This window comes from Treponema saccharophilum DSM 2985 (assembly GCF_000255555.1).
Classification (GTDB): domain Bacteria; phylum Spirochaetota; class Spirochaetia; order Treponematales; family Treponemataceae; genus Treponema_D; species Treponema_D saccharophilum.
Map to the genome: position 1 here is coordinate 1 of NZ_AGRW01000052.1, position 20,656 is coordinate 20,656.

17 protein-coding genes are annotated in these 20,656 nt (G+C 56.1%); 8 read left to right on the forward strand and 9 right to left on the reverse strand.

Annotated features, from left to right (window positions below; translation table 11 throughout):
• Positions 1–188 precede the first annotated feature (188 nt).
• A complete protein-coding gene (gene thrS / locus TRESADRAFT_RS10790) occupies positions 189–1,940 on the reverse strand; it encodes a threonine--tRNA ligase (protein ID WP_002705652.1) in 1,752 nt (583 codons plus the stop codon).
• Between the two features lie 143 nt (positions 1,941–2,083).
• On the opposite strand from thrS, the gene TRESADRAFT_RS10795 reads away from it, so the two are divergent.
• Positions 2,084–3,493 carry a TP0584 family protein gene (locus TRESADRAFT_RS10795; protein ID WP_002705653.1) on the forward strand — a complete coding sequence of 470 codons (1,410 nt, stop codon included), beginning with the start codon at positions 2,084–2,086 and terminating at the stop codon, positions 3,491–3,493.
• Between the two features lie 130 nt (positions 3,494–3,623).
• Positions 3,624–5,273, forward strand: coding sequence for a peptide ABC transporter substrate-binding protein (locus tag TRESADRAFT_RS10800; RefSeq protein WP_141607345.1), 1,650 nt, complete (start codon positions 3,624–3,626; stop codon positions 5,271–5,273).
• An 87-nt stretch (positions 5,274–5,360) separates the two neighbouring features.
• Here the strand turns inward: TRESADRAFT_RS10800 and TRESADRAFT_RS10805 are convergent, their stop codons facing one another.
• Together TRESADRAFT_RS10805 and TRESADRAFT_RS10810 are read right to left on the reverse strand one after the other, a co-directional pair.
• On the reverse strand, positions 5,361–6,143 hold the full coding sequence (locus TRESADRAFT_RS10805; RefSeq protein ID WP_002705655.1) for an NYN domain-containing protein: 783 nt from the start codon (positions 6,141–6,143) through the stop codon (positions 5,361–5,363).
• A gap of 37 nt (positions 6,144–6,180) precedes the next feature.
• Positions 6,181–6,831 (reverse strand): HAD family hydrolase, encoded by a 651-nt coding sequence (locus TRESADRAFT_RS10810; protein ID WP_002705656.1) that lies wholly within the window; start codon positions 6,829–6,831, stop codon positions 6,181–6,183.
• A gap of 84 nt (positions 6,832–6,915) precedes the next feature.
• Here TRESADRAFT_RS10810 and TRESADRAFT_RS10815 point away from each other — a divergent pair, with 84 nt between their 5' ends.
• Positions 6,916–7,422 carry a hypothetical protein gene (locus tag TRESADRAFT_RS10815; protein ID WP_002705657.1) on the forward strand — a complete coding sequence of 169 codons (507 nt, stop codon included), beginning with the start codon at positions 6,916–6,918 and terminating at the stop codon, positions 7,420–7,422.
• Between the two features lie 72 nt (positions 7,423–7,494).
• Here the strand turns inward: TRESADRAFT_RS10815 and TRESADRAFT_RS10820 are convergent, their stop codons facing one another.
• Positions 7,495–8,667, reverse strand: coding sequence for a phosphoribosylaminoimidazolecarboxamide formyltransferase (locus TRESADRAFT_RS10820; protein ID WP_002705658.1), 1,173 nt, complete (start codon positions 8,665–8,667; stop codon positions 7,495–7,497).
• Between the two features lie 453 nt (positions 8,668–9,120).
• On the opposite strand from TRESADRAFT_RS10820, the gene TRESADRAFT_RS10825 reads away from it, so the two are divergent.
• Positions 9,121–9,459: a hypothetical protein gene (locus tag TRESADRAFT_RS10825; protein WP_002705659.1), complete on the forward strand. Its 339-nt coding sequence runs from the start codon at positions 9,121–9,123 to the stop codon at positions 9,457–9,459.
• 131 nt (positions 9,460–9,590) lie between these two features.
• Here the strand turns inward: TRESADRAFT_RS10825 and TRESADRAFT_RS10830 are convergent, their stop codons facing one another.
• The 5 genes from TRESADRAFT_RS10830 to TRESADRAFT_RS10850 all read right to left on the reverse strand — a co-directional run bounded on the left by TRESADRAFT_RS10830 (position 9,591) and on the right by TRESADRAFT_RS10850 (position 14,300).
• Positions 9,591–10,322, reverse strand: a complete 732-nt coding sequence (locus TRESADRAFT_RS10830) for a uracil-DNA glycosylase (protein ID WP_002705660.1) — start codon at positions 10,320–10,322, stop codon at positions 9,591–9,593.
• A 134-nt stretch (positions 10,323–10,456) separates the two neighbouring features.
• A complete protein-coding gene (groL, locus tag TRESADRAFT_RS10835) occupies positions 10,457–12,088 on the reverse strand; it encodes a chaperonin GroEL (protein WP_002705661.1) in 1,632 nt (543 codons plus the stop codon).
• 141 nt (positions 12,089–12,229) lie between these two features.
• A complete protein-coding gene (rnhA, locus tag TRESADRAFT_RS10840) occupies positions 12,230–12,826 on the reverse strand; it encodes a ribonuclease HI (RefSeq protein ID WP_002705662.1) in 597 nt (198 codons plus the stop codon).
• Positions 12,804–13,502 (reverse strand): hypothetical protein, encoded by a 699-nt coding sequence (locus TRESADRAFT_RS10845; protein WP_002705666.1) that lies wholly within the window; start codon positions 13,500–13,502, stop codon positions 12,804–12,806. The genes rnhA and TRESADRAFT_RS10845 overlap by 23 nt, the downstream gene beginning before the upstream one ends.
• 3 nt (positions 13,503–13,505) lie before the next feature.
• Positions 13,506–14,300, reverse strand: a complete 795-nt coding sequence (locus tag TRESADRAFT_RS10850) for a M15 family metallopeptidase (protein ID WP_002705668.1) — start codon at positions 14,298–14,300, stop codon at positions 13,506–13,508.
• An 82-nt stretch (positions 14,301–14,382) separates the two neighbouring features.
• On the opposite strand from TRESADRAFT_RS10850, the gene TRESADRAFT_RS10855 reads away from it, so the two are divergent.
• From TRESADRAFT_RS10855 to TRESADRAFT_RS10875, 4 genes are all read left to right on the forward strand, one after another.
• Entirely contained in the window at positions 14,383–15,585 is a 1,203-nt protein-coding gene (locus TRESADRAFT_RS10855; RefSeq protein ID WP_141607347.1) for a DUF8086 family protein, read from the forward strand.
• Positions 15,586–15,597: 12 nt separating this feature from the next.
• Positions 15,598–16,299: a hypothetical protein gene (locus tag TRESADRAFT_RS10865; protein ID WP_002705672.1), complete on the forward strand. Its 702-nt coding sequence runs from the start codon at positions 15,598–15,600 to the stop codon at positions 16,297–16,299.
• A 486-nt stretch (positions 16,300–16,785) separates the two neighbouring features.
• The gene (pflB, locus tag TRESADRAFT_RS10870; protein ID WP_002705674.1) at positions 16,786–19,149 is read left to right on the forward strand and encodes a formate C-acetyltransferase; all 2,364 of its coding nucleotides are present in this window, start codon (positions 16,786–16,788) and stop codon (positions 19,147–19,149) included.
• A gap of 214 nt (positions 19,150–19,363) precedes the next feature.
• Positions 19,364–20,575 carry a hypothetical protein gene (locus tag TRESADRAFT_RS10875; RefSeq protein WP_002705676.1) on the forward strand — a complete coding sequence of 404 codons (1,212 nt, stop codon included), beginning with the start codon at positions 19,364–19,366 and terminating at the stop codon, positions 20,573–20,575.
• Positions 20,576–20,656: the final 81 nt, after the last annotated feature.

Here is a 20,656-nt window from a genome sequence, read left to right on the forward strand (position 1 = left end):
CTCGTTAATCTTTGTGTTACGGAGCGAGCGGATGCGCAACGAGTTGCGCCCTTTTTTGGGGGAGCGCGTGCTCGCATTGATAACGCTCGTTAATCTTTGTGTTATGTGGCTCCTGCTCGGGTGGCGGGGATGGACAAAAAAAGCGGTTTCACCGTTGGGGGAAGCCGCTTTTTTTTTTCTTCAGGGGGTTACAGAGTCACTTTGTGGTTCTCTACGTTGTCCTTCAGGTACGCCTTGAACTCGTCGAGGGACATCGTTTTCTGCGGGAGGCCGGAATCGGCGCGGAAGCGGACCGCGACGCTGTTCGTCTCGGCTTCCTTCGCTCCGACGACGAGGATGTACGGCGTCTTGTGCTCGCTCGTGATGAACTTGATGTTGCTCTTCATGTTGTCGCCGTTCGTGTATGCCTCGGCGCGGAATCCGGAAGCGCGGAGCTCCGCGGCGACCTTCTCGGCGTACTCGTTGAAGTTCTCGCCGATGGGGACGATTGCCGCCTGCTCGAAGTGGACCCACGGCGGCATCGCGCCCGCGAAGTTCTCGATGAGGATTCCGAGGAAGCGCTCGATTGAGCCGAGGACAGCGCGGTGGAGCATGACCGGGTGGTGCTTCTTGTTGTCCGCGCCGATGTACGTCGCGTCAAGCCGTTCCGCGCTCGGAAGCTGGAAGTCCGCCTGAATCGTTCCGCACTGCCATTCGCGGCCGAGCGTGTCGTAGAGCTTGAATTCGAGCTTGGGGCCGTAGAACGCGCCCTCGCCCGGCTGAATCTCGTAGTTCAGGCCTGCCTCGTGGCACGCGTCCGCCAGAGCTTTCTCCGCCCGCTCCCATGTCGCAAGGTCTCCGACGTGGTCTTCCGGCATCGTCGAGAATTTGACGACCAAATCGTCGAACCCGAAGTCGTGGTAGACGCGCTTCAGAAGCTTGCAGAATTTGGCGACCTCCGCCGAAACCTGCTCCTCCGTGCAGATTATGTGCGCGTCGTCCTGCACGAACCCGCGGACGCGCATTATTCCGTGGAGCGTTCCGCTCGGCTCGTTCCTCACGTCGTGGCCGAATTCCGCAAGGCGCATCGGCAAATCCTTGTATGAGCGTGAGCGCGACTTGAAGATTTCGAGCGCGCCGGGGCAGTTCATCGGCTTTATCGCGAAGACGCGGTTCTCGCTTTCCGTGATGAACATGTTCTTCTGGTAGTGTCCCCAGTGTCCCGAGCGTTCCCAGAGCGTGCGCGGCATGATTGCGGGCGTGTTGACTTCCTTGTATCCGTCCTCAAGGATTCTGCGCCTCATGTAGTCCTGGATTGTCGTGTACATCGCCCATCCGTTCGGGTGCCAGAAAATCTGGCCCGGGTCTTCGGGGTCGATGTGGAAGAGGTCCATCTGCACGCCGAGCTTCCTGTGGTCGCGCTTCTCCGCCTCCTCGAGCATCTTGAGGTAGTCCTTGAGGTCGTTCGGCTTGGCGAAGCAGTACGCGTAGATTCTGACGAGCTGCGGCCTTTTCACGTCGCCGCGCCAGTATGCGCCCGCCATCTTCGCGATTTTGAACGCCTGCGCGTTGATTTCCTTCGTCGTCGCGACGTGCGGACCGCGGCAGAGGTCGGTGAAGTCGTCCTGCGTGTATGTCGTTATCGTCTCGCCGTCGGGAAGGTCGTTTATCAGCTCGACTTTGTAGGGCTGGTCGGCGAACTGCTTGAGAGCCTCGTCCTTCGTCACTTCCTTGCGGACGAATTCGTGGTTTCCGGCGAGGATTTTCCTCATCTCCTTCTCAATGGCGGTGAAGTCGTCTTCTGTCGGTTTGGTGCCGGTGAAATCGAAGTCGTAGTAGAAGCCGTTGTCGATTGCCGGGCCGATTGCAAATTTCGTGCCGGGGAAGAGGTGCATGATTGCCTCCGCCATTACGTGAGCGCATGAGTGGCGAATCATCTGAAGCTGTTCATTCTCTGCCATTTTTTTCTCCAATAAATTGAAATGAAATCGTCGCATCCCCGCAAACGCTGGAATGTTCGGAAAATAATGGGATTCATTCTATTCTTTTGTAGAAAAACTCTCAATTCTCAACTATCATTTGCCAAGGACCGATACTATAAAATATGGAAAACAACAGCAATTTTACAAATGCGCTCCTTCCTGCGTTGGACGCGAAGACAAAATGGTACGATACGGAGACTCTTCCAAAACTTTTGGACAACTACAGGCTTCTCCATACCTGCGTGAAAAATCTGTTTGATTTCCTCGTGAAAAAATCTTTGATAACGCCGGACCCGTACAAGCTCGACAAGAAGATTTCCGACATAACGCCGCCGGAGTCGACGCAGTTCGTCGAGAACGAGAAATCCGTCATAATAGGGCAGCGCTTCTCCGACTACGAGAGTATGCTCGACTTTTTGTGCAACTACTACAAATTCTCGACGGCGCACCTGACGATGCAGAACATAAAGAAGCTCGTCGAGCTGAACAACTCGTTCCTCTGGGCGAATTTCTCGATAAACAGCAACAAGACGAACACGCGCGTGCTTGCGAACATCGTCGCCGACGGGAGGCAGAAGTCGGACGCGCTCACTTCGAGCATGATAAACGACAGCCTGCAGAAAGCGTCGCGCGCGATGTCCGACATAAATTCCGTCCTCAAGGAATTCGCGGAATTCCAGCGCGAGTACTACAAGGGACAGATACGGAAGAACGTTTTCGGGCATCCGGGGTTCGACCTCGGCAAGGCGTTCAGCTCGCCCTCCGACGAGATGGCGCTCATAAAGAAGAATTTCACCGCGGCGATGGGAAAAGTTCCGTTCTACAGCGAGCTCATCGACGAGATTGTGCAGGAAGACCAGGCTCCGAACAAGGAGGAGCTGCAGAAGAAGGTCATGGACAAGATGGGCATCTCCGTGAAGAAGGCCGTCGTGCAGGAAACGAAGGTCGACACGAAGGCGATGCTTATGGAATCCGCCCACATGCTCGGCTCGCTTCCGCCCGTCCTCACGCAGATAATCGAGAAGGTGAAGTCGAACCACGACCTACTCGAAAGCGAGCACAATTCCATAATGGACAAGATAAAGCGCCTTTTCATCCAGGCGTTCAACCTTGAGGAGAAGCCGCTCTACTATTCCATCATGATTGTCGAGGCGGGAACCGGGGCAAAGCGACAGGAAAAGCTGAACTACAACCAGTTCGTCGCCGACATCGAGCTGAAGACGAAGCGGTTCGCGGTATTCAACGCGAAGAAGTCGGTCGGCTACAACAAGATAATCGCGATGAACGAGAGCGGGATTTTCGACTTGATTTCCGGGCTCATAACTGACTGCAACAAGATGATTGTCCTCCTCAACTCGCTCGACGAATTCTTCAAGGCGGCGGCTTCTCCGGCGAACAAGTCGAAAGTCAAGGGGCTGAAAATCGACATCACGTCGTTCAAGAACATCGTCATAAAGGCGAACACCTACCGCGCCGAGTACTCGAGCTACATCGAGGAGGCTGAGCAGATGAAGAAGCTCGGCATCTCCTGAGCAGCCTTCATCGCGGGCATTGCGAAAAGCCGTCCATGAATCGGGGCGGCTTTTTTTGTGCGCGGGCTGCCTGCGCGTGGCGGCGATTGTTTCCGTTTATTTTTTCGCGAAGAAAAGGTACATTAGAAGAATGAATCCATTCTTCAAAAAGGTAATTTCGGCGGCCTTTGTCGCCTTCGCTTTTTTTCCGCTTTCCGCGCAGGAGCTTGGGCCTGACGGGAGCCTTGAGGATGCCCTTGCCGAAATGGCTGATGCGGGGGAGCCTTCCGTTGACGACGGGATGCAGCGCGAATTTCGGATTGTGATGTCGTCTCAGCGGTTCAACCTGAATCCCCATGCGGCGACGTATTCGAGCGAGGCGCAGGTTCTCGACGCCTTGTACGAGGGGCTTTATTCATACCAGCCGAAGACGCTGGAGCCTGTTCCCGCGCTGGCGACGGAATGCAAGGTCTCGCGCGACAAAAAGCGGCTCACGTTCACGATTCGGGAGAACGCGCGCTTCAGCGACGGAAGCCCGATAAACGCGTTCAGCGTGCGGAATTCATGGCTTATGCTGCTTTCCACGCCCGACGCCCCGTATTCGTCGCTTCTCGATTGCGTGCGCGGCGCGAAGGAATTCAGGAACGGGCGCGCGACGGAGCGCGATGTTGGGATAACGGCGCGCGACGACAGGACTCTCGTCGTGAACCTCGTCTCGCCGACCGCGCATTTCACGAGGATAATCTGCCACCACGCGTTTTCCGTGAAGACGTCCGCGGACAACGTTTTTTCCGGGGCGTTCGTGATAAAGGAGCGCACGGACAATTCGATTCTCCTCGAAAAGAACCACAACTACTGGGACGCCGCGAACGTCCACCTTCCCGCGATACGCATAACGACTTCCGACGAGCTTCGGGAGAATTCGTTCGCGTTCAACGTGGGGGACGCCGACTGGATAAGCTCGACGTTCGATGCCGGCGTAATCCTCAACAAGAACGCGATACGACTTTCCGCGATTTTCGGGACGGAATACCTGTTCTTCAGCTGCCGTAACGAGCCGTGGAACCGCGCCGATTTCAGGAACGCGCTCATACAGGCTGTCCCGTGGGCGGAGCTGCGCCGCAGCTCGCTTGTCCAGGCTACGACGCTCGTCTATCCGCTTTCGGGGTATCCGCAGGTCGAGGGGCTGACCGACACCTCTGCGGAGGATGCCGCGGACATGATGAGGGAGGCGAGGAAGAGTGCGGGAATTCCGGAGAACGAGAAGCTCAAAATTTCGTTCGGGATTTCGGCGCTTTCGGAGCGGCAGAAGAAATTCGCCGAGCTTCTTTCCGAGGCGTGGAAACCGCTAGGCGTCGATGTGGACGTTCAGGTCGCGTCGGATTACCGCTACATTGAGTCGATTCCCGGCTGGAACGCCGATATTTTCGTGTATTCGTGGATTGGGGATTTTGCGGACCCGCTCGCGTTTCTTGAGCTTTTCCGCGAGGGCTCCACGCTCAACCAGACGAAGTGGAGCAACGAGCGCTACACGCAGCTTCTTGACGAGGCGTCGCGCGAGAACGGCTCCTTCGAGCATTACAAGCTCCTTGCCGCGGCGGAAGGCGTCCTTCTTGACGACGGCGTGGTGATGCCCGTGAGCCATTCGATTTCGCTCCACGCCCTGAATCCCGCGCGCGTCGGCGGATGGTTCGTCAACGCGCTCGACATCCATCCTTACAAATACCTTTTCCTGAAAGAAAGCCGCGACGACATACCGAACGTCGTGAAAACGGAAAAATCCGCCGGCGATTCCGTCTGAAATGCCGCTTTTTGGGAAATGTTCCGGCGGAAGCGGAAAACGTGCCCGCCCGCCGGAACGTATGGCGGCTGTTTGCCCGGCACTGCGCTAGTTCTTCTGGATGACGCGGTATTCTATCATCAGCGACTTTCCGTTCTCCGTCGGGGTCCGCGCGACCTCGAAATTCTTTCCGAGCGCCTCAATCAGCTTCACGAGCGTCGAGAATCCGTAGTTCCGCGTGTCGAAAGATGAGACCTGGCGCTTTATCAGCGAGCCTGCCTTGCTGACTTCCGTCCATCCCTCGTCGTCGCCGTATTTTTCGGCAGCCTTTTTGAGCTTTCCGATAATTTTCGCCTTGTCCGCGTTGAACCTGTCCGTTTTGTCCTTCTTCCTCGTGTTCTGCCCGGCGTTCTGCTCCTCGTGGAAATCGGCGGCATCGTCCTCGCTTTCGAGCGTCTCGAGGTAGAGGAAATCGTTGCATGCCTTGACGAACGATTCCGGCGTCGTGATTTTTCCGACGCCGATTACGAACATCTCGTCCTCGCGCAGCCTCGTCACGAGCCTGGTGAAGTCGGAGTCGCTCGACACGACGACAAACGTGTCGTATTTCCGCGTGTAGAGCAAGTCCATCGCGTCGATGATGAGCGCGCTGTCGCTCGAATTCTTTCCCTTCGTGTACGAGAACTGCTGAATCGGCTGGATTGCGTTCCTGTTGAGGACTTCGGGCCAATGCTTGAGCGCGTTTGCCGTCCAGTCGCCGTAAGCCCTTTTCGTGATGATGTATCCGTATGCCGAGATTTCCTGGAGAACGAGTTCGAGCTTGTCGTACTGCGTGTTCTCTGCGTCTATGAGAAGGGCGATTCTTTTCTGTCCCTGATTGTTCTCTTCCATAAAAAAACTCCTTGCGCTTCCGCGCGTTCGTTCCGTCCTAAAATCCGAGCAGTTCCTCGGGGCGCGCGATTATCGACGTGGCACCGTGCGATTCAAGCTCCTCCCGCGAACCGTAGCCCCAAAGGCATCCGATTGAGTCGATTCCGTTTTTCTTCGCCCCGTCGATGTCGTGCATCCTGTCGCCAATCATGACGATTTTTCCCTCGTCGCGTGCGGCGGAAAGCCCGTTCTGCGCGATCGTGTATTCGATTACGCGCCATTTCGGGCTTCTCGTTTCCTCTATGTCGCTTCCTACTGCCGCCTCGAAGTATTTCTCCAAATCGAATTTCTTGAGGATTTTCGGAACGTAGATTTCGGGCTTGCTCGTTGCGACGTAGAGTTTTCTTCCCTGCGCGCGGAGCTTTTCGAGCGTCTCGCGGATTCCGTCGTAGACGTCGTTCTCGAAAATCCCGATTGTCCCGAATCGCTCGCGGTATATCGCCATCGCCTTCCTGGCGTCCTCTTCCGAGAAACCGTAGAAATTCATGAAAGAATCGACGAGCGGCGGCCCGATGAACCTTTCGAGCTTTGCGGTGTCCGGCTCGTCAATCCCGAATTTTTCGAGCGCGTACCTCGCGCAGTTCGTTATTCCCGGCCCCGATTTCGTGAGCGTTCCGTCAAGGTCGAATAATAGGTGCGTGTATTTCATCTGCCCATTCTATCATATTCCGTTTTCTTTTGTCGGCGGCGGAAACGATTTGTCACGGAGCGCTCCGTTCTTTATAATTTTCCCATGAAAGGAGTCAGAATTTTTTTTGGTTTTTTGGTGGCGTTCGTTTCCGCGTTCTCGTTTTTCGGCTGCTCGGATTTTTTTGAGAGCGAGTATTCGAAGATGACGGACGGCGCGGACGGGCGCGGCAGGGAAATCTCGGAAAAGGTAATCGGTTTCATAAACGATAAAGACGATTCCGGGCTTTTACAGCTGTTCTCCCAGAACGAGCGGGACTTGAACGGGAATTTGGAAGAAGAAATTCACGCGCTTGTTTCGGAATTTCCGAACGGAATAGGGAATGACGATTATTCCGTCGGGGACACGGGCGGCACCTACGGATTTTCCGACGGTGAATTCTACAAGGTTAGCGAAAACGTGCGCGTGACAATTGGCGAGCGCATCCTCTTAATCAGTTTCACGACGATATACACGCCCGACAAGGCGAAGGAAGGCGTAGGAAGAATTTTACTGTACTACGCCGAGAGCGGCGATGACATTGTCCGTGCCGGAACTGACCGGCCGCTGTGATTGCGCGTGTGACGAAAAAGGGGCTTTGAAGTTGTTCCGCTTCAAGCCCCTTCTTTTTTTTCGGATATGGAATTAGTGGTGGAAAAGCCTTATTCCGTTGAAGCACATCACCATGTTGTACTTGTCAGCCGTCTCGATTACCTGGTCGTCGCGCACGCTTCCGCCCGGCTGGGCCACGACCGTGACGCCCGACTTCCGCGCGCGCTCGATGTTGTCGCCGAACGGGAAGAACGCGTCGGAGCCGACAGCGACGCCCGTGTTCTTTGAAAGCCATTCCTTCTTTTCCTCGCGGGTGAAGACGGACGGCTTCGTCTTGAAAATCGCCTGCCATTTTCCTTCCGCGAGGACGTCCTCGTACTCTTCGCCGATGTAGACGTCAATTGCGTTGTCGCGGTCGGCGCGCCTGATTCCGTCGACGAATTCGAGCGAGAGAACTTTGGGCGACTGCCTGAGCCACCAGTTGTCCGCCTTCTGGCCTGCAAGGCGCGTGCAGTGGACGCGGCTCTGCTGTCCCGCGCCGATTCCGATTGCCTGCCCGTCCTTGACGTAGCAGACGGAGTTCGACTGCGTGTATTTGAGCGTTATGAGCGCGATGACGAGGTTCCGTTTGTCGTCCTCGGAAAGGCTCTTGTTTTTCGTGACGATGTTTGTGAGGCACGATTCGTCGATTTTGAGGAAGTTGTGCCCCTGCTCGAATTTCACCCCGAAGACCTGCTTGACTTCCGTTGCCGGCGGGACGTAGCTCGGGTCAATCTGCACGATGCAGTAGTTCCCGTTCTTCTTCGCCTTGAGGATTTCCAGCGCCTTCTCGGAATATCCCGGGGCGATGATTCCGTCCGAGACCTCCTTTTTGATGAGAAGAGCCGTCGCCTCGTCGCATTCGTCGGAGAGCGAGATGAAGTCGCCGAAAGAGGACATCCGGTCAGCCCCGCGCGCGCGCGCATATGCGGAGGCGAGCGGAGTCAGCTCAACGCCGTCGGTGAAGTAGATTTTCCTGAGCGTGTCCGAAAGCGGTGTTCCGACGGCAGCGCCCGCCGGGGAGACGTGCTTGAAGCTCGTCGCCGCAGGAAGCCCCGTCGCCTCCTTGAGCTCCTTCACAAGCTGCCATCCGTTGAGCGCGTCGAGGAGGTTGATGTATCCCGGCCGCCCGTTCAGGACTGTTATGGGAAGATCGCCGTCGTCAACGAAAACCCTCGCGGGCTTCTGGTTCGGATTGCATCCGTATTTCAATTCGAGTTCTTTCATAATGCCGATACTCTACTTCAAAAAAGCCCGTCGTTCAACGCGCTTGCGCTTGCTTGTTCATTTTCGCATTCCGAGTTCGGCTTTGTCGGAGCAAGCGTGCGCCGGTGCGCGAGGCGCACCTTCCGTGCCCGGGAGGGCTGTTTGCTTTGGCAATTTCGCGTTCCGAGTTCGGCTTGGTCGGAGGAGGCGTGCGCCGGTGCGCGAGGCGCACCTTCCGTGCCCGGGGAGGGCTGTTTGCTTGTTCATTTTCGAGTTCCGAGTTCGGCTTGGTCGGAGCAAGCGTGCGCCGGTGCGCGAGGCGCACCTTCCGTGCCCGGGAGGGCTGTTTGCTTGTTCATTTTCGAGTTCCGAGTTCGGCTTTCTCGGAGCAAGCGTGCGCATTTCTTTAAAAAGCCTTACACATTGTCTGAAAAACGTGCAATAATAGTTAAAATCTTTTTTAAGGAGTTTTTTATGAAGAAGATTGTTGCATTTATTGTCTCGGCTGCATTCGTGCTTCCGACTTTTGCATTGACTGTCAATGTCGGTGATGACATCGCGGTTGCGGGAAAAACAGGCTCAGTCACGAAAATCATCGATGTTGATAAGACTCGCTTTGAGATGGATGTTCTCGTCGAGGGAACGACATACACTTTCGGCGTCACAAAAGACAGCATCGTCCCGCTCGGCAACAAGGACTACAAGGTTACGGCAGTTCAGCGCAACCGTCTTGAGATGGCTGTCGTCGCCACAAGGAATGCCCAGCCCTCTGTAAGCGCGTCAAGCAACAACTCTACCGCCGACGCTAAATGATGATTTTTAGATGATTGTGGAAAAAAGGCGCTTCGGAAGAAGTGCCTTTTTTGCTGCCCGTGCCCGATTTTTCGCCGGGATGAATAATACTAATTCTTGTTCATGTGATGTTTTTGATTGTCGCGGCTTTTTTACCATTCGATTTCGTTTCCGTCCCCGAGCGCGTCGTTCGCCTTTTTGAATATGCCGCTGCCGATGAACCCTCGCCGTGCGGAAAGCGGGGAGGGGTGCGACGTCGCGAGAATCCTGTCCGCGGGCGTTTTCTTCAGTAGGGACGCCTTTTTTTCCGCGGGTTTCCCCCACAAAAGGAAGACCGGCGGATGTTCCCTTCCGTCGAGCGCGCTGATTATCGCGTCGGTGAATTTCTCCCAGCCGATTCCCGCGTGCGCGTTCACGCCCGTCGTGCCGCTTTTCTTTTTGAAAGTGAGAATCGTGTTCAGGAGGAGAACGCCCTGCCGCGTCCATCCCGACAAGTCGCCCGTCCGTTCCGTTTTGAATCCTTTCTGCTCTGTATCAGGATTTTTTTCCCGTTCGATTTCGTAGAAGACGTTCCGCAGCGATGCCGAGACGGAGCCGTCCGCCGTGTCGAACGCGAGCCCGTGCGCCTTCTCCGCGTCCGGATACGGATCCTGCCCCAAAATCACCGCCTTCACGTCCCCGAACGGCACGGAAAGCGCGTTGAACACATCCGTCTTCTCGACGGGCCTCATATCATCCGGGAACGAATCGTATTCCGAGTCGATGAAATCGCAGAGCCTCCCGAATTCCTCGGCGAAATTCCCGTCGTATGACGCGATTATCGCCTCCCTCCATTCCCTTGGTATGTTATTGAACAGCTCCATCGTTTTTGCGCCTGAATTCATCGAAAAATCTCCTTCCGATTCCGGATTTCCGGACGGTTCCGAAAAACTACCACAACGGCGGACAAAAAGAAACGCCCCGCCGACTGATTTCGACGGGGCGCTCCCTCATTCAAAAGGCGCGGTGCCTTTTTTTGTTAGTAGTCCATTCCCATTCCCGGGTTGGGGGCAGCTGCCGGTGCCGGCGGCTCGGGGATGTCGGTGATTGCGCATTCCGTTGTCAGGAGCATTCCGGCGACGGAAGCCGCGTTCTGCAATGCGCTTCTCGTGACCTTAGCCGGGTCGATGACGCCCGCTTCCATCATGTCGACCCATTCGCCGGTGTACGCGTTGTAGCCGACGCCCTTCTTCTCGTTCTTCGCCTTGTCCGCGATTACGGCACCGTCAACGCCCGCGTTGTCGGCAATCTGGCGGATAGGCTCCTCGAGCGCGCGGCGGACGATGCGGAATCCCGCCTTCTCGTCCTCGGAAAGCTTCGCGGCCTCCTCGTCAGTGAGCGCCTTCGCCGCCTCGATGAGCGCGATTCCGCCGCCCGGGACGATTCCTTCCTCAAGCGCGGCGCGCGTTGCGGCAAGCGTATCCTCGACGCGGAATTTCTTTTCCTTCATCTCTGTCTCGGTGATTGCGCCGATGTTGATGACCGCGACTCCGCCTGCGAGCTTGGCGAGGCGCTCCTTGAGCTTCTCCTTGTCGTAGTCGCTCGTCGATTTCTCCACTTGCGCCTTGATTTCGGCGATGCGCGCCTCAATTGCGCTCTTCTCGCCCGCGCCGTCGACGATAGTCGTGTTGTCCTTGTCGATTTTGACCGACTTCGCGCGTCCGAGCTGGTCGAGCTCCGTCGTCTCGAGCTTGAGGCCGAGCTCCTCGGTGATGACCGTTCCGCCCGTGAGGATTGCGATGTCCTGGAGCATTTCCTTTCTCCTGTCGCCGAATCCCGGAGCCTTCACAGCGACGCACTTGAGCGTTCCGCGGATTGCGTTCAGGACGAGCGTCGCCAACGCCTCTCCGTCCATGTCCTCGCAGATGATGACGAGCGGCTTGCCCGTCTGCGCGACTTTCTCAAGAAGCGGGAGCAAATCCTTCATCGTGCTGATTTTCTTGTCGTGGATGAGGATGTACGCGTCGTTGTAGTTGACTTCCATGCGCTCGCGGTCGGTCACGAAGTACGAGCTGATGTATCCGCGGTCGAACTGCATTCCCTCGACGGTCTTCACGGTCGTGTCCATGTTCTTGGACTCCTCGACGGTGATTACGCCGTCTTTTCCGACCTTCTCGATTGCGTCCGCGAGAATCTTTCCGATTTCAGGGTCGTTGTTCGCGGAAATCGTCGCGACGTGCGTGATGTCCTGCGAGCCGTTCACCGCGCGGCTGTTCTCCTTGATGTTCTTGACGGCGATGGCGACCGCCTTGTCGATTCCGCGCTTGATTTCAATCGGTGTCATGCCCGCCGAGACTGCCTTCAGGCCCTCGCGCACGATGGCGTATGCGAGAACAGTCGCGGTCGTCGTTCCGTCGCCGGCAACGTCGTTCGTCTTTGAGGAAACTTCCTTCACGAGCTGCGCGCCCATGTTCTCGAACGGGTCCTTGAGCTCGACTTCCTTCGCCACTGAAACTCCGTCCTTCGTGATTGTCGGCGCACCGAATTTCTTGTCGAGCATGACGAGGCGTCCGCACGGTCCGAGCGTGACCTTCACTGCCTGCGCAATCTGCTCAACGCCCGAAAGCATCTTCTTGCGGGCTTCCTCATTGAAAATCAACTGTTTAGCCATTTTTTTGTTCTCCTGAAAATCCGCCGTCCGATTTTTTCAGCGGACGCGGTTTGTTTTTTCTTTTGACTGGAAATCTAATAAAGGAAGATGCAATCGGCAAGCGTTTTTTTTCGCCGTCCCGCATCCGTAAAGCGGATTCCGCTATTCGAACCGTGCGATTTCCTTCTGGCAGAGCTCGTCGCATATCTCGTTGAACTCGACGCCGGCGTGTCCCTTGACCCAGTTCCACGACGGGGCGAGGGCGGAATTCAGCTCGTCGAGAAGCTGCCACAAATCCTTGTTCAGGACGGGCTTTTTCTGCGACGTGAGCCAGCCGTTTTTCTTCCAGCCGTTTATCCACGACGAAATCCCGTTCTTGACGTATTGGCTGTCCGTGAAAATGTCGATTTTCCGCCCTGCGAACCGCTCCGTGTTCCTCACCGCGGAAAGCGCGCTGATGGCGGCGGTCAGCTCCATCCTGTTGTTCGTCGTCTTTTCCTCGCCGCCGGAAATCTGCCGCGCGTCCCCGTCCGCGATGACGACAGCTCCCCATCCTCCCGGACCGGGGTTCCCGTGGCATCCGCCGTCCGTGTATATCGTTATCGCGTCCCCGCCCGATGCCCGTGCGGTTCCGGCGTTTTTTTCGGCGCCTTTTTTTGCGAGCCGCTCGAGCGCCGCTATCGCGTCCGGAAGATGCTCCTCCGCTATGCCCGCAAGAAGTTCCTCCGCGCGCGTCCTATTCTCCGTTTTTGCTTCCATCGTCCTTTCCTTCGTCCTCCGATTCCTGTTCCGCGGCCTTTTTCTCCGCCTCGATTTGCCCCGCCGTTTTTTCGATGAGGCGCGATATCTCGTATTTCCCGAGCGGGAGCCATTCGAGCCGCGCCGTCCCGTTCTTGTCGCGCTTTCCTTCGATTGTCTTTCCGTCGGTCCGCTTCACGACGAACTTCTCGCCCGCTTTCGCCTTTCCGTCGCTTCCGACAAGGCGGTGGGCGATGAACCCGTATACGCTGAGCTCCGGCGATTTCTCCGACTCCCCGTCGGCGACCTCGACCGTGAAGGAATACTTCGGGACGACATATCCGCCGCCCTCGAAGAATTCGGGCGAATCCTTTACAGTCCAGCGCGCGCGAATCTTTCCGCCCGTGACGCTGGCCTCGATTTCGTCGATGTCGATGTCGTTCCCGTCGTGCGCGGCGGTGATTTTTATGACGGCAGGCTCCCCGTCCTCGATTTTCCCGCCCGGTGCGGAAGCCGTTATCAAGACTTCCTGCCCGACCATCGCCGTTCCGTCCTTCTCCGATTCCCACCCGAGCGATTTGAATAGGCGTTCCCCGCCGTCAGCGTCTTTCGGGGCGTCGGCGCTCGCGCATCCGATAAGTGCCTGCGCGAGGAAAGCCGCCGCCGCCGCGATGATTTTTTGTGACAGTGTTCCCATGCGTTACGATTTCTTCCACAAGTCGATGAATTCGAGCATGTACTGCTGGATGTCGTTGAAGTACTCGCGCTGCAGCTCGCACGCCTGGATTCCGATATAGCGGAAATGCCAGCTTTCCCACATGAATCCGGTCTCGCTCTCGTATCCTTTCGGGAAGCTCAGGCTCCAGCCGAATTTCCACGCGTTCTCGTACATCCATTTTCCCTGCCTCGTGTCCGCGAAGTCGTTCGTTATGGAACCGAAGTCCATCGCCGTGCCGAGCTGGTGCTGGCTCGTTCCCGGGCGCGCGCTGTACCGCTCAGCCTCCGCAAGACCGTCCGTCTCGACGTAGTGGTTGAAAAGCCAGTTCTGGTATTTGTACGAGCGGTATGCCGAGCTGACGAGGAAGAGCGCCCTTCCCGTGTCAGCATCCCATGCGCGGACCATATCCTCGAGGTGCGTCTTCACGTCGCGGCGGATTGTCATTCCGCTTTTGTTCACTTTGTAAAGCGTGGGGTTGTCCACGGGAACAAGGTTCTTCGGCTCGTATTTTTCCGAGAGCTTCCCGTTTTTCTTGTCGAGCAGGTAGAGAAGGGGAAGGTCGCCGCTTTCCTCCGCCTCCGCCTTCTCGAATTCGAGCACCGCATTGAGCTTTTTGACGAATTCCGCCTTGTCGCCTATGGAAATCTCGCTTCTCGCGCGCGCGGGCATTTTTGCGAGGATATCGTCCACTTTTTTTGTCTCGTCGGCAGCGCATGCCGGGAACGCGATGCATGAGGCAAGCGCGAGCGCAACTGCCGCACAGATGATTCTTTTCATTTATCCTGCTCCTGTTCTTGGTTTTTGGGGAAATTCACATTCCTCATTCAAAGTGTCGTGGTTTTCTTCCGAAATTTGAAGAATGAAATTGTCAAGAAGAAACGCATTGATTATATCGATTTTGGCTTCGGTGTCATTCATCTCGGAGGGATGTTTCGGCGGCGGGGAGAAATCATCTTCCGCCGTCCCCGACATAGAAATAATGCAGATTCCCCAGCGCTCCGGCGACCACTTCTGGTATTCGTTCGTGAACGGGGGCTTCGTGCAGACCTCGCTCCCGCAGAATTCCGCCATACAGTCGATGAAACCTTGGACGGAGAGCGTCCGCATTTCAGACGCGGACACGGGGCTCGACGGAAACGGCTACCTCCTCGTGAACCATATCGGCGCGCTCGTTTTCGAGAAGAAGGCGACGCCGACGCTCATAAACGACAGGCAGCTCCTGTCGCGCTCCACCGCGTCAAACCTCATCTTCTCGGGCGGGAACGCGTATTTCACGTTGTCGAGGAATTCGCTCTTCAACAGCGATTCCGACGAGTACGATTCCGACGAGCCTGGCTCAATCGGCTCGAACAGGCCGTACCTCGTCCGCATCTCGACGGAGAACAAGCTTTTCTATCCGTGCGTGACGTACGGCGATTTGGGAATCGGCAGCGACGAGGAGATTTCCGGCTCGTACTTTGACGGAACGGATTGGATTTCGTCGATAAAATTCGACGGCCGCGACGACGTGACCGGCAAGGAGAAGGTTTCGTTCCGCTACATAAAGTGGAATTCCCTACGCGATTTCGCGGCGCTTTCCGCGCAGACACAGGACGGGAAAATTTCCTCGGAGGAATGCGTCGAGGAGCAGTACCGCGCGCCGAACACGCCTTCACCGTTTTCCGCCGCGCCGCTCCGCCTTCGGGAGCTGCTTTCCCCGATTCCCGACAGCTTCGATTTCACGGTGACGCTCCGCGTTCCCGGGGGCGATTCCCCGCGGTATTTCTCGCACGGTCCCATCGGCTCGTCGACGAACGCGAACGCGATAATCTCTGACGGATGGATATGCGCCGTTTTTGCCGACGGGACGACGTATTTTGCCGGGGCCGTCGACGGAAGAAACGTAATCAACAACGGAAAGACGGTCGCGTTCCGCCTTCCGCGCCTTCCCAAAAACTATTTCTACTCGAATTTCTGCATCTCGGGCGACTGCCTTGTCGTCGGCTGGGAGGAGAACGATTTCTACAAGACCGGCAGAAGCGGCTTTATCACGGTCGATATGGCGGAGCTTTTCTACAAATAGCAGGGGATTTTCGTGAGGAGCATTTTTCTGCGCGCGTTTTTTTTCTGCGCGGCCGTTTTTCTCGCTTCCGCATTTTCCGCGACTGCGGAGGAGTCGGGCGGGGACGATGCGCGCCCTTCGCGCAGGACGGAATTTTTCGTGACGGGCGGCCCGAACCTCATGGTCAGCACCGGCGGGAATTCGTCGGCGCCCAGCCCCATCATGTACTCGCTCGGTTTCGGCGCGGAATTTCCCGCGTATGAAAGTGTCCTTCTTCAGGGGAGGGCGTCGTTTTTTTCGAACTACTACCTTTGGGACGGAGACGATGCGCGCCCCGCTGAAATCGAGAACAGGACGGCGACGGCGCTGTCCCTTCTCCTCGGATTCGATGCCGGACGCTCGTGGGTTTTCGGCGAGAACAGGCTTTCCGTTTGCGGCGGGCTCGGCTTCCTCCTTCGCGCGGCGTTCCTTGCCGGAGGCGTTTCTTCCGACGATGAGGGCGGAAGCGGGACGACCGCGGGAGATGACGTTTCTTCGATAAATTCGTGGTTCTATTCCGGCCTGCGCTTTTTGTATCCCGAATGCTCCGTAAAATACCTCCGCGCGCTTCCGGGCGGGGCGTCGGGAATGCAGTTCGGGGCGGAGGCGCGTTTTCTTTTCCCGCTCGGCGCGATAATCTCCGGCGATTTCCCCGACTCGATGATTTTCTCGCTCGCCGCGGTGTTCCAGTTCTAGGCGGGCATTCGACCTGTCCGAATCTCATTATTTTCAGTTTTTCTCGTTTTGTGCCAGCGCGATTTTTCGTCGTCCTTCATTTTTTTTCTAAGAACGTTTGACATGAAAATTATTTTGTATTATATTCATTTTTGTAATCAGTACAAATAAAGCGGAGCGGGTTCCGGAAAAGCGCGGATTCTTCGCCCAAATCTGAATGCAACATTGCAAGAAGGTTTGAAAAAGAATATACTCGCTCTTAAGAAACAGTCGTCGGTAAAATCCGGCGAATATCAATCGATTTGCTTGCATAAATACGAGCCTTGTTGGAACTGTTTTGGTCACATCTTTGGGGTATGAATGGCGCGGGCGTTCGTCCCTCGGGCCTTTCTGGGTCCGTCCGTCGTTTTTATTCCGAAAACTACCTTTCTTTTGCGAACGATAGTCATCTGGTGTCGCCATCGTCACGTTTTCTCGGGGCTCCTGTGCAGGAAGGAGTTTATTTTTATGGCAGCAGCTTGGGACGGTTTCAAGGGTCGCCTTTGGAAAGAGGAAGTCAACGTTCGCGACTTTATCCAGAACAACTACACACCGTATGACGGCGACGAGAAATTCCTCGTCGGACCGACAGACGCGACAAACAAGCTTTTCGACAAACTTCAGGAGTTGCAGAAGGCTGAGCACAACAAGAAGTCAGTCGGAAAGGACGGAAAGGAAAGAATCGGCGTCCTCGATATGGACACGTCAATCGTCACTGGTTTGACGGCTCACAAGCCCGGATATATCGACGAGAATTTGAAGGACCTCGAGAAGGTTGTCGGTCTCCAGACTGACAAGCCGCTCAAGAGGGCGTTCATGCCGTTCGGCGGAATCAAGATGGCGGAGCAGAGCTGCGAGCAGTACGGCTACACTCCCGATCCCGAACTCCACAAGATTTTCACTGTTTACCACAAGACGCACTCGGATGCAGTTTTTGATGTCTACACTCCCGAAATCCGCAAGGTCCGCTCGTCTCACATCCTCACCGGATTGCCCGATACATACGGACGCGGACGCATCGTCGGCGACTATCGCCGCGTTGCCCTCTACGGAATCGATGCCCTGATTAAATTCAAGGAAGCCGACAAGGCTGCCATCGGTGACGGAACGATGACCGAGGAAGTCATCCGCCTCAAGGAGGAAGTCTCCGAGCAGATTAAGGCTCTCAAGGGCATGAAGGAGATGGCTGCGCTTTACGGATTCGATATCTCTAAGCCGGCTACGAACGCGAAAGAGGCTGTCCAGTGGCTCTACTTCGGCTACCTCGCTGCCATCAAGACGCAGAACGGTGCCGCAATGTCAATCGGACGCGTCTCAACGTTCCTCGACGTTTATATCGAGCGCGACCTCAAGGCGGGTGTCATCACCGAGTCTGAGGCTCAGGAGCTCATCGACCATCTCGTCATGAAGGCGCGCATGGTTCGCTTTGCCCGCATCGAGGCTTACAACAACCTCTTCTCCGGCGACCCGATTTGGGCGACGCTCGAGGTCGGCGGTCTCGGACAGGACGGACGCTCTATGGTCACGAAGAACGACTACCGCTTCCTCCACACGCTCGAGAACATGGGTCCCTCTCCGGAGCCGAACATGACCGTCCTCTACTCAAAGAGACTCCCCGAGAACTTCCGCCGCTACTGCGCGCACATCTCAATCGAGACTTCTTCAATCCAGTACGAGAACGACGACGTCATGCGCCCTGTCTGGGGTGACGACTACTCAATCTGCTGCTGCGTTTCTGCGACACAGACTGGAAAAGAGATGCAGTTCTTCGGTGCTCGCGCGAACCTCGCCAAGGCTTTGCTCTACGCAATCAACGGCGGACGCGACGAGGCTGACGGTCTCACACCGGGCGTTCAGGTCGGACCGGAGTACGCTCCGATAACGGCTGACGTCCTCGATGCGTCAAACTACAAGGAAGTCGAGCGCAAGTATGTCGCGATGCTCGAATGGCTCGCCGACATCTACGTGAACTCGCTCAACGCGATCCACTACATGCACGACAAATACTACTACGAGGCTGCCGAGCTCGCCCTTGAGGATACGGATTTGAAGCGCACGTTCGCGACGGGAATCGCTGGATTCTCTCACGTCGTCGATTCTCTCTCCGCAATCAAGTACGCGAAGGTCAAGGTTATCCGCGGCGATGTCGAGGTCAAGAACAAGAAGACCGGCGAAGTCGTCGAGGTCGTGAAGAACCTTGCGAAGGGCTTCGAGGTTGAGGGCGACTTCCCGCGCTATGGACAGGACGACGACCGCGCAGACGACATCGCTGTGTGGCTCCTCAAGACGTTCATGGGCATGATTAAGAAGCACCCGACATACCGCAACGCCGAACCGACGACTTCAATCCTCACGATTACGTCGAACGTCGTCTACGGAAAGGCTACCGGCGCTCTCCCCGACGGACGCAAGGCTCACGAGCCGTTCTCTCCGGGAGCGAACCCGAGCTACGGCGCAGAGACAAAGGGTCTCGTGAAGTCTCTCAACTCCGTTGCGAAGCTTCCGTACCACTACGCTCTCGACGGTATCTCGAACACGCAGACAATCAACCCGAGCGCTCTCGGACACGACAAGACCGAGCAGGTTGACAACCTCGTGAACGTTCTCGACGGATATTTCGATATCGGGCCGGATTCAGGACACACTGGTGCTCACCACCTCAACGTGAACGTCTTCGGCGTCGAGAAGCTCAAGGACTGCCAGGCTCATCCCGAGAAGCCCGAGTACGCGAACTTCACTGTCCGCGTATCAGGATACGCTGTCCGCTTCATCAACCTCACGAAGGAGCAGCAGGACGACGTTATCGCGCGCACATGCCACGCGGCTCTGTAGTCCGACAATCTGACTTTCGTCAGCGGGCGCGTCCGGGAATCCGATTTTCCGGTGTGCCCGTCAGAACGCCGTGAGCGGTTTCCGCTTGCGGCGTTTTTGTTTGCATATAAAAATGCTTATATAACAAAAATTTATGACACTTTTGAAGAATTTGTCGAACTGATTCGCTAAGATGTCCATCATATTTCAATATTCGTTTAACAGGAGTTCAGAAATGAAAAAGATTTTGTGCGCGGCAGCGGCCCTCGCAATTTCAGCCTCTTCATTCGCGGAGGCTGCGTTCCATTTTGCAGATTCTGAGAAGAAGAGCGGTGAATTTTTCTCCAACGAGCTTTCATCTGATATCTTCCATTATTTTGATCCGGAATACGGCGACTCGCATACGAATTTCGCGGGCTTGTCGAATGAGGTGATTGCGGAGTATGTCGGAAAGAAGCTCAGCCTCGGAATCGACGCGACGTTCACGTTCAAGAAGTCGAACCCGTGGGACGATGATTCCGTCTACAATATCGATTGGAGCGACATCGACTATTACGTCGAGTACAACGCCGCGAATTCCGTCAGCGTCGGCTTCCACGACGTGATGTGGACTGCAGGTTCATGGCTTCCCGTCGCTGATGTCCACGCGCTTGGCGGCGACTACGGAACGGACGGCATCGCGGCTGTAATCAGACCGACAGGCGAGTTTACGTTCGTTGCCGGAATTGATTTCGACGACGTGCATGGCGGCGCGGATTGGTTCGGCGACGGCGACAGAAATCAGGACTACGCGGTTGCAATCGGCGCGGATTACTCAAGCAAGCAGTTTTCTGTCGGCGGCTCAATCCACCATCTCATAACTGACAAGGAGAACCTCCTTCTCGGCGCCTACGCTTCCATAAACGCCGACAGCCTCATCGTGAACGTCGGCTTCACGCACTCTGAGCAGGGCGACGTCGGGCTCGGAAACCTCGACTACCTCGGCTCCGACTACTACTACGAGAATTATGACGGCAACCTGCTCGCTTCAGCAAATGTGGATAGTAAAAATTGGCATGTCGCCGGCATCTACGGCGAGAACGTCCTTACGGCTGGTCTTATGTTCGGCGCGAGCAAATTCAACTTCGGCGCGGATTTTGCGTACTCGTTCGACGATGACGACCACTATTACTACGACTTTTACGGCGCCGTCGACTTCAACATTCCGGTTGACAAGCGTCTCGGCTTCGACGTGAAGGGATTTGTACTCGTCGATTTCGGCGACGACATTATGGGAACGGAGGGACTCCGGAACCTCGACCCGACAATCGGCGTTTACCCGAAGATTACGTTCGCGATGAACAAGAACCATGCGTTCGCGGCTGGTCTCATCGCGCAGTTCGGAACGGACTCGGACTACGGGTACACGGCGTTCGCGCTCCCCGTCTCATGGAAGTACACGTACTAGGCTGATTCGTTTTTCTCGGAGGGCTGTCCCAAACGTATGGGGCAGCCCTGTTTTTTTTTAGACAAAATTGAGCTCGGCCGA